Genomic DNA, 8,166 nt, shown 5'->3' on the forward strand with positions numbered 1-8,166 from the left:
GCCACCGCCGGACGACGACCCACCACCCTTCTGACCCGCGTGCTCCCGTGCCGCGGGTCTCGGCGACCGCGAACGGGCGAGGCCCGGTGCACCGGGCCTCGCGAGCCCGGGGCCTCTAGCGTCGACACCGTGGCACTCGTCTACCGCGCCGAACTGTCCCCGTCGAAGCTCGACCTGGTGGGCGGCTGGGTGTCCACCCGGCCGTGGGGACGCGGCACCGGCAGCGACCTGCAGCGGATCGCGGCCTACCGGTTCGACGACCCCGACGGCGAGGTCGGCATCGAGGCCCACCTGGTGCGCACCGCCGACGGCCGGCTGCTGCACGTCCCGCTGACCTACCGCGGCGCCCCGGCACCCGGGCAGGAGGCGCACCTGGTCGGCACCATGGAGCACTCGGTGCTCGGCCGACGCTGGGTCTACGACGCCTGCGGCGACCCGGTCGCCGTCACCGCGTACCTGCGGGCGGTCGTCACCGGCGGCACCGGCGCCGAGGAGCACGTGGTGACCGGCGACGGGTTCACCCCACGGGCCACCGATGCCGCCGTCGTCGGCAGTGGCGCGCCGGGGGTGCACGTCGGCCCGCTCGACGGCCTGTCGGTCGGCGACTCCGACGCCGCCACGACGGTCCGCACCGGACCGCTGACGCTGGTCGTGCACCGGGTGCTCCAGCCCACCGCGGCGCCCGGCGGCCCGGTCCTCACCGGCACCTGGGCCGGGCAGGCCTCCCCCGTCGTCCTGGCGTCGGTCCGGCCGTTCAGCTGACCGGCGTCAGCGGCGGCCGGCCGGCCAGGACGGCGGCCGCGTTGGCCACCGCCAGCCGGCACATCTCGCTGCGGGTGACCGACGCCGCGCTGCCCAGGTGGGGCGTGAGCACCACCTGCTCCAGCTCCAGCAGCCGCGGGTCGACGGCCGGCTCGTCCTCGAAGACGTCCAGTGCGGCCCCGCCGATCCGGCCCTCCCGCAGCGCGGTGACCAGTGCGTCGGTGTCGACGACGCCGCCGCGCGCGGTGTTCACCAGGAGCGCGTGCGGCTGCATCAGCGCGAGCGTGTCGGTGCTGACGAGGTGCCACGTCCCCGGCGTGAGCGGGCAGTGCAGCGAGACGACGTCGCTGCGCCGCAGCAGCTCGGGCAGCTCGACGAACTCGGTGGCCGCCCGCTCGTCGTCGTCCAGCTCGGCGCGGGTGGGCGTCGCCACCACCCGCAGGTCGAAGGCCCTCGCCCGGCGGGCGACGGCCCGGCCGATGCGCCCGAACCCGACGATCCCGAGGGTCGCCCCGGCCGACAGGTCGAGCCCGACCATCATCCGCGGGCCCCAGATCCACGGCGTCCCGCGGCGCAGGAACCGGTCGCCCTCGGCGATCCGCCGCGCCGCCGCGAGCACCAGCCCCATCGTCAGGTCGGCGGTGGCCCGGTCGAGCACGCCCGGGGTGTTGGTGACGACGACGCCGCGGGCGCGGGCCGCGTCCACGTCGACGTTGTCGTAGCCGACCGCGGTGTTGGCCACGACCTGCAGCTGCGGCCCGGCGGCGTCGAGGAAGGCGGCGTCGATGCGCTCGGTCAGCGTGCAGACGACCGCGGCCGCGCCGGCCACGCCCTCGAGCAGCTCCCCGGTGGACGGCGGCTCCTCTCGGCCGACCCGCAACGGGTGGTCGAGGGCGGCGAGCTCGGCCATCGCGTCGTCGGTGAGCAGCCGCGGCACGTACACGTGACCGGTGTCCATGGGCGCCATCCTGCCGGGACGCCGGTCCGGGCCCGGGAGGCGACACTGGTCCGGTGACCTCCCCGACCGACGGCCTCCGGGCGGCGCGGGGTGTCGTCCGCCTGCTCAACACCTCCGGAGGCGGCGCGCTGTGCCTCGCCGGCGCGGTCGACGGCGCCGCCGTCGACTCCTTCCACCGGCGCTACGGCCGCGAGCCGGCCCGGGTCGAGGTCATCGACGCCCGCTCGGTGACCTCGCTGTCGCCCCGGGTCGTCGAGCTTCTGGTCGAGCACCTGGCGGCCGGGCACCGCGCCGGGCGGCCGGTGCTGCTGCGCCGATCCGCGCCGGTCGCGCAGGCACTGGCCGCGGCCCTGCCCGGGCCGTGCTGAGCATCACGGACCCCGTTCACGACGCGTTCAACCGCACCACACCGGGGCGCAACAGCCCTGGTTACCGTGGGAAGTGGCTGCCCGAGCAGCCGACGGACGACGACGTCCCCTCACGACCACACTCCCGAGGAGACGACATGACCTCCCGTACCACCACCCGCGCCCGCTCCTGGCTGCGCCGTCTCGACGCCTACACCCTCGAGGTGTTCAACCCCGGCATGCCGTACCGGCCCCGCCAGGACCGCACGCCCGCGAAGGGCTGATCCGCCCGGGGCTGGTCCCCGCGGCGGTCCGCGACGGCCGAGCCGGTCACCTCCCGAGGAGGTGACCGGCTCACCGCGTGGGACGCGCGGCTCCCTCGGCCGGGCCGTTCGGGACGTCCGGGCGCAGCGAGTCCTCGCTGAGCAGCACCGCGGCCGCCTCCACGGTCGCGGGCTCCTCGCGGCGGGCGGCCGTGACGGCCGACGACCCCGCGGCGGACGACCCCGAGGCGGGCTGGGTCCGCGGCGTCCGGGAGCGGGCGGGCGCGGCCGGCACCGCGTCCGGGTGCGCGGCGCCCCACTCGCGCTCCACGTCGTCGAGCAGGGCCTCGAGGTAGGAGCGCAGCTGGGTGCGGCAGGCCTGGCTGAAGGCCTGCAGGTAGACGACCTGCTCCTGCAGCTCCGCCGCACGGGGGTCGGCGCCCGCACCGGCGGCCGGCGCGCCGGCATCCTGGCCGGCGATCCGGGCGGCGGCCTCCTGGGCCGCCTGGATCATCGCGCCCACCTTCTCGCGGGCCTGCCGGACCTGCTCCTCGTAGTGCTCGCGGGCCTCGGTGGTCATGACCCGGCTCAGCGCCTCGGCCTCGGCCACGTACTGGTCGGCGGTCTGCTGCGCCGCCGCGAGGATGCCCACGGCCTGCGCCGAGGGCGCCTCCCTCCGCGTCGCGCCCTCGACCCGGGCCTGCAGGTCGTGCACCCGGTCGCGCAGCTCGGCCTTCTCGGCGTGCAGCCGGGCCAGCTCCTCACCCACGCGGTCGAGGAAGCGGTCCACCTCGGTGTCGTCGTACCCGGGGTGGAAGACCGAGGACCGGCCGAACCGCACGGCGCGGACGTCCGCGGGGGTCAGCCGCCGTCCGCCGCTCCAGGCGGCGGCCTCCGTGCTCGTGCTCATGTGGTCACCTTTCCGTCGACGTCGGGCCCGGGGCGGCTCGGGGCGAACACCTCGGTGCGGATGCGGTCGCGGGGCAGGCCGTGCCGGAGCAGCCGCTCGACGGTGTCGTCGACCATCGCCGTCGGACCGGCGACGTAGGCCTCCCGGCTCGTCCACGGCCCCGAGCGCGCCACGACCTCGCCGACGTCGCCGTGCGTCAGCGAGGAGTGCTCGTCCTCCGAGACGGCGACGGTCACGGTCAGCCACGGGTGCTGCTGCTCCAGCCGCGCCAGGTCCTCGCGGTCGTAGAGCGAGTCCTCGAGCCGGGCGCCGACGAAGAGGTCCACCCGCCGGGCCGGGCCGTTGCGGGCGACGTGGTCGACGATGGCCTTGAGCGGCGCCAGGCCGGTCCCGCCGGCCACCAGCAGCAGGTCCCGGTCGGAGTCGGGGTCGAAGCGCAGGTGGTCCACCGGGGGCCCGAGCCGCAGCACGTCCCCGACGACGACCTGCCGCACCAGCGCGGTGCTGACCGGCCCGCCGGGCCGGGCCCGCGCGTGGATCTCGAGCTCGCCGTCGGGCCGCTCGGCGTTGGCCGGGGAGTAGTAGCGCCACAGCCGGGGCCGCAGCTCGGTCTCCAGCGAGACGGAGGCGCCGGGCGGGTACGGCAGCGGGTCCTTGGGCCGCAGCCACAGGACGGCGGTGTCGACGGTGCGCCGCTCGTGCGCGACGACCTCGGCGTCCCACCACGGCGGCTGGTCGGCCATCTCCTCGGCGGCCTCGACCATCACCGACGCGACGAGCTCGTAGGCCGCCGTCCAGTCCGCGGCCAGCCGGTCGTCCCAGTCGTCGTCGAAGTGCTCCAGCGTGGCCAGCAGGCTCGCGCCCACCGCCGGGTAGTGCGCGGCCACCGTGCCGAACTTGCGGTGGTCCTGCCCCAGCTGCCGGAGGATCGGCACGAGGGAGTCGAGGTCGTCGACCCGGGCCACCACCTCGCCGAGGGCGGCGAACAGCCGGTCGCGCTGGTGCGCCATCGAGACCGGGAACAGCTGCCGGGTCTCGGGGTGGCTGAGGAACAGGTGGGCGTAGAACCACAGCGGCGCCTCGTCGCCGGCGGCCGCGGCCTTGGCGAAGTTGGCCCGCATCGCGGGGACGTCCACGCACACCCTCCTGAACTGGGTCGTGGCCGGCCGGCCGGGTGGCCGGCAGCGCCGTTCAGGTGGGACGTCACTGCGCCGTCCCACCCCGGTGACCGCCGCGGTCACCCCCGTGAGGACTCCCCCGTCCGCTGCGCTCCGGTCCTGCGCGCGGACGCTGGGTAGTCCCGGAGCACTCTAACCGCGACCAGCCGGGTGCAGCCACCGGTGTACCGGAACCCCCGCGCTCGCTGCCGAGGACCACGGGTGGCAGGGTCGGGCCGTCGGCCGCGGACGCCCCCGGCCCCTGCGGGCCCGACGGACGGTCGCGGTCACGGGGGGAGCTCCACCGCTCGACAGGCCGTGCCGTCCGTCGACCGTCCGAGGAGGACCATTGCTCTCCGACCGCTCCCGCCCCGTGATCGAGGCGACCCTGCCGGTGGTCGCCGACCACGTCGGGGAGATCGCGAAGCGCTTCTACGCCCACCTGTTCGACGCCCACCCCGAGCTGTTCGACGGCGTCTTCAACCGCGGCAACCAGGCCGCGGGCACCCAGCAGGTGGCGCTGGCCGGCTCGGTCGCCGTGTTCGCGAGCGCCCTGGTGCAGACCCCGGAGCAAGTCCCCGAGCGCCTGCTGTCGCGGATCGCGCACAAGCACGCCTCGCTCGGCATCACGCCGGCGCAGTACGACGTCGTCCACGAGCACCTGTTCTGGGCCATCGCCGACGTGCTCGGCGAGGCGGTCACCCCCGAGGTGGCCGCCGCCTGGGACGAGGTCTACTGGCTGATGGCCTACGCGCTGATCAACCAGGAGCGCGGCCTCTACAGCGCCCGCGGGGTGCGCCCGGAGACCGTGTGGCGCGAGTGGGAGGTGGCCGAGCGGGTCGAGGAGACCGCCGACGTCATCACCTTCCGCGTCAAGCGCGTCGACGACCGCCTGGTCAAGACCTCGCTGCCCGGCCAGTACGTGACGGTCCGGGTGCCGATGCCCGACGGGGTGCGGCAGCCGCGGCAGTACAGCCTCACGCGGGCCGACGACGGCGAGCACCGCCAGTTCTCGGTCAAGCGCGTGCGCGGCGGTGACGGGCCCGACGGCGAGGTCTCCAACCACCTGTGCGACCACGTCGGGGTCGGCGACCGGCTGACCATGTCGCTGCCCTTCGGCGACGTCGTCCTCGACGACTCCGGCCGCCCGGTGGTCTTCGCCAGCGCCGGCATCGGCATCACGCCGATGGCCGGCATGCTCTCCCACCTGGCCGCCGCCGGCTCGCACCTGCCCATCACGCTGCTGCACGCCGACGTCGACGAGGAGTCCTTCGCGCTCCGCCGGCAGGTGATCGAGGACGTCCGGCGACTGCCCGGCGCCACGGTGCACACCTGGTACGAGCGGGGCGCGCACGGCACGCTGCCGGTCGACGGCACGCACGCCGGGGTCATGGACCTCGACGACGTCGTGCTGCCCGAGGGCGCCGTGTACTACCTGTGCGGCCCGCTGCCGTTCATGCAGGCCGTCCGCAGCGCGCTCCTCGACCGGGGCGTGCCGGCCCGGGACGTCCAGTACGAGGTCTTCGGTCCCGACCTGTGGCAGGCCGACTCCCAGACCGAGCCCGCGCCCGACGCCGTCCACGCCTGACCGGCGGCGGGGTCTACCCGTCGCACGCCGGCCGCCCGCCCGTCCCCAGGACCGGGACGGGCGGGCGGCCGCGGCAGGCGCCCTCGAGGATCCGGTGCGGGTCGGTGGCCGTGGCCAGCGCGGCCAGCCGGTCGCGGACGGCGGGCGTCGGGGTCCGCGCCAGGACGTCGGGCGAGCGGTGGTGCCCGTGGGCGGGCTCCCGCCCGCCGGTGTCGGGACCGAGCGCCGCGGACAGCTCCTCGGCGCAGGCCCAGGTCGCCGCCCGGTCCTCGGCGCCGGTCCCCCCGACGACCCGCACGGCCAGCCGCGCGTCGCGGTGGCACACGGCGCTGGAGCGCTCGGGCACCCAGCCGACCGCGCCTCCGAGCAGCCGCAGCTCCACCGTCCGCGGCGCGCACCGCCCGGCGGCGGCGCGCAGCACGTGCCCGGCGCCGGAGGCGGTGAGCCGGTCGAGCAGCAGGGAGGACTCCACGCCCGCCGCGGGTCCCGCGACCCCGCGCAGGTCGGCCGGGCCGCGGACGCCGACGTCGTCGCGCGCCGGCCGCACGCCGCCGCGCAGCCCGTCGAGCACGGCGGCCCCGTCACCCGGGTCGCCCGTCCAGCCGAAGCGCACCGACACGGCCACCTCCCCCGCCGGCCTGCGCACCAGGACCAGCGACGTCCCGGCCTGCGGCGGGAGCGCCGCCGACCAGGTGCGCCACTCCTCCAGCACGCGCGCCGCGTCGTCCCCGGCCCAGGACAGCTCCCCCGCGTAGCGCGGCCCCGCGGCCAGCAGGTCCACCTCGACGGCCGTGACCACGCCCAGCGCCGCGCCTCCCCCGCGCACGCCCCAGAACAGCTCGGGTTCCTCGTCCGGCGTGGCCCGGCGCAGGACGCCGTCGCCGGTGACCAGCTCCACCGCGCGCACCCGGTCCGACGCCGGTCCGTAGGTGCGCGCGAGCAGGCCCACGCTCCCGCCGGTGACCGCGTCGGCGACCCGCTCGTCGCCCGACGTGCCGGGGACCGGCGCCAGGCCGTGCCGCGCGGCCGCCGCGGCCAGCCGCCGCCAGCGCACCCCGGCGCCGACCCGCGCCCAGCCACCGGCGGACACGCTCAGCCCGTCGAGGCGGTCGACGTCCACCACCAGCCCCCGGGCGCCGTCCCCTCCTCCCGTCACGGCCACGCCGTGCCGCCCGGCCAGCCGCACGGCGGCCACGACGTCGGCGACGCCGGCGACCGACACCACGGCTCCCCGGACGGTGGCCCCGGCGGACAGCCGGCCCCGCAGCGAGGCCTCCAGGTCGGGGGGCAGGACGGCGGTCGCGGAGGGCGGCGGAGGGGGCATGGCGGGCTCCGGGCGGGAGGGGACGGTGCTCCCGCAGCGTGCGCGCGTGTCCTTGCCGTGACCTTGCCGCGGGCTTGGGGAACCGGAAGGGCCCACGACCGGCGCCGGAGCCCCTAGCCTGCCTCCCGATGACCGCGACCTCGTTCCGCGTCCTCGGGCCCGTCGAGGTCTGGCGCGACGGCCGTCTCCTGGCTCCCTCGTCCCCGCGGCACCGCGCCGTCCTGGCCGCGCTGCTGGTCGACCCGGGGCGCACCGTCCCCGTCGACCTGCTCGTCGACCGCGTCTGGAGCGGCCAGCCGCCCACCGCGGTGTCCGCGACGCTGCAGTCGATCGTGTCGCGGCTGCGCCGCGAGCTGGAGCCGGACGTGACCCACGGCCGGTGGACGCTGCTGGTCACCCGCGAGCCGGGCTACCGGCTCGACGTGGCGCCCGGGGACGTCGACGCCGTCCGCTTCGTGCAGCTGCTGCGCGCCGCCCGCGACCTGGCCACGCGGGACGACGTCGAGGGGGCGCGGACGGCGGTCACCGAGGGACTGGCGCTGTGGCGCGGCCCGGCCTACGCCGACGTGTCGGCGACCTTCGCCGTCGAGGAGGCCGAGCGGCTCGAGCAGCTGCGCCTGGCCGCCCGGGAGCTGGCTGCCGAGCTGGACCTGCGGCGCGGCCGGCACGCCGAGATCGTCGACGACGTCCGCGAGCTGCTGCGCGCCGAGCCGCTGCGGGAGGGGCTGCGCGCCTCGCTGATGCTGGCGCTGTACCGCTCCGGCCGGCAGGCCGAGGCGCTCGAGGTCTACGACGAGGGGCGCCGGTTGCTGGCCGACGGGCTCGGCGTCGACCCCGGCCGCCCGCTGCAGGCGCTG

9 protein-coding genes are annotated in these 8,166 nt (G+C 77.0%); 5 read left to right on the plus strand and 4 right to left on the minus strand.

Features of this window, described 5'->3' with window-relative positions; translation table 11 throughout:
* Window positions 1-129 precede the first annotated feature (129 nt).
* Window positions 130-762: a CG0192-related protein gene (locus tag ABQ292_RS25375; RefSeq protein ID WP_369210479.1), complete on the plus strand. Its 633-nt coding sequence runs from the start codon at window positions 130-132 to the stop codon at window positions 760-762.
* Here ABQ292_RS25375 and ABQ292_RS25380 read toward each other — a convergent pair.
* Complete coding sequence (locus tag ABQ292_RS25380; RefSeq protein WP_369210480.1) at window positions 755-1,720, minus strand: 2-hydroxyacid dehydrogenase; 966 nt, start codon at window positions 1,718-1,720, stop codon at window positions 755-757. The genes ABQ292_RS25375 and ABQ292_RS25380 overlap by 8 nt on opposite strands.
* Window positions 1,721-1,773: 53 nt before the next feature.
* On the opposite strand from ABQ292_RS25380, the gene ABQ292_RS25385 reads away from it, so the two are divergent.
* The gene (locus ABQ292_RS25385) at window positions 1,774-2,088 is read left to right on the plus strand and encodes a hypothetical protein (protein ID WP_369210481.1); all 315 of its coding nucleotides are present in this window, start codon (window positions 1,774-1,776) and stop codon (window positions 2,086-2,088) included.
* Window positions 2,089-2,225: 137 nt separating this feature from the next.
* Window positions 2,226-2,351, plus strand: a complete 126-nt coding sequence (locus ABQ292_RS25390; RefSeq protein ID WP_369210482.1) for a hypothetical protein — start codon at window positions 2,226-2,228, stop codon at window positions 2,349-2,351.
* 70 nt (window positions 2,352-2,421) lie between these two features.
* Here ABQ292_RS25390 and ABQ292_RS25395 read toward each other — a convergent pair whose 3' ends face one another.
* Both ABQ292_RS25395 and ABQ292_RS25400 read right to left on the minus strand, forming a co-directional pair.
* On the minus strand, window positions 2,422-3,240 hold the full coding sequence (locus ABQ292_RS25395; RefSeq protein ID WP_369210483.1) for a DivIVA domain-containing protein: 819 nt from the start codon (window positions 3,238-3,240) through the stop codon (window positions 2,422-2,424).
* The gene (locus ABQ292_RS25400; protein ID WP_369210484.1) at window positions 3,237-4,376 is read right to left on the minus strand and encodes a globin domain-containing protein; all 1,140 of its coding nucleotides are present in this window, start codon (window positions 4,374-4,376) and stop codon (window positions 3,237-3,239) included. Before ABQ292_RS25400 ends, ABQ292_RS25395 begins: the two co-directional genes overlap by 4 nt.
* 370 nt (window positions 4,377-4,746) lie before the next feature.
* Here ABQ292_RS25400 and ABQ292_RS25405 point away from each other — a divergent pair, with 370 nt between their 5' ends.
* Window positions 4,747-5,985: a globin domain-containing protein gene (locus ABQ292_RS25405; RefSeq protein ID WP_369210485.1), complete on the plus strand. Its 1,239-nt coding sequence runs from the start codon at window positions 4,747-4,749 to the stop codon at window positions 5,983-5,985.
* A gap of 13 nt (window positions 5,986-5,998) precedes the next feature.
* Here the strand turns inward: ABQ292_RS25405 and ABQ292_RS25410 are convergent, their stop codons facing one another.
* Window positions 5,999-7,309, minus strand: coding sequence for an FAD-binding oxidoreductase (locus ABQ292_RS25410; RefSeq protein WP_369210486.1), 1,311 nt, complete (start codon window positions 7,307-7,309; stop codon window positions 5,999-6,001).
* Window positions 7,310-7,437: 128 nt separating this feature from the next.
* Here ABQ292_RS25410 and ABQ292_RS25415 point away from each other — a divergent pair.
* The coding region (locus ABQ292_RS25415) for an AfsR/SARP family transcriptional regulator (protein ID WP_369210487.1) at window positions 7,438-8,166 on the plus strand (729 nt) is incomplete at its 3' end.

Source organism: Geodermatophilus maliterrae (assembly GCF_041018925.1).
Taxonomy (GTDB): Bacteria; Actinomycetota; Actinomycetes; order Mycobacteriales; family Geodermatophilaceae; genus Geodermatophilus; species Geodermatophilus maliterrae.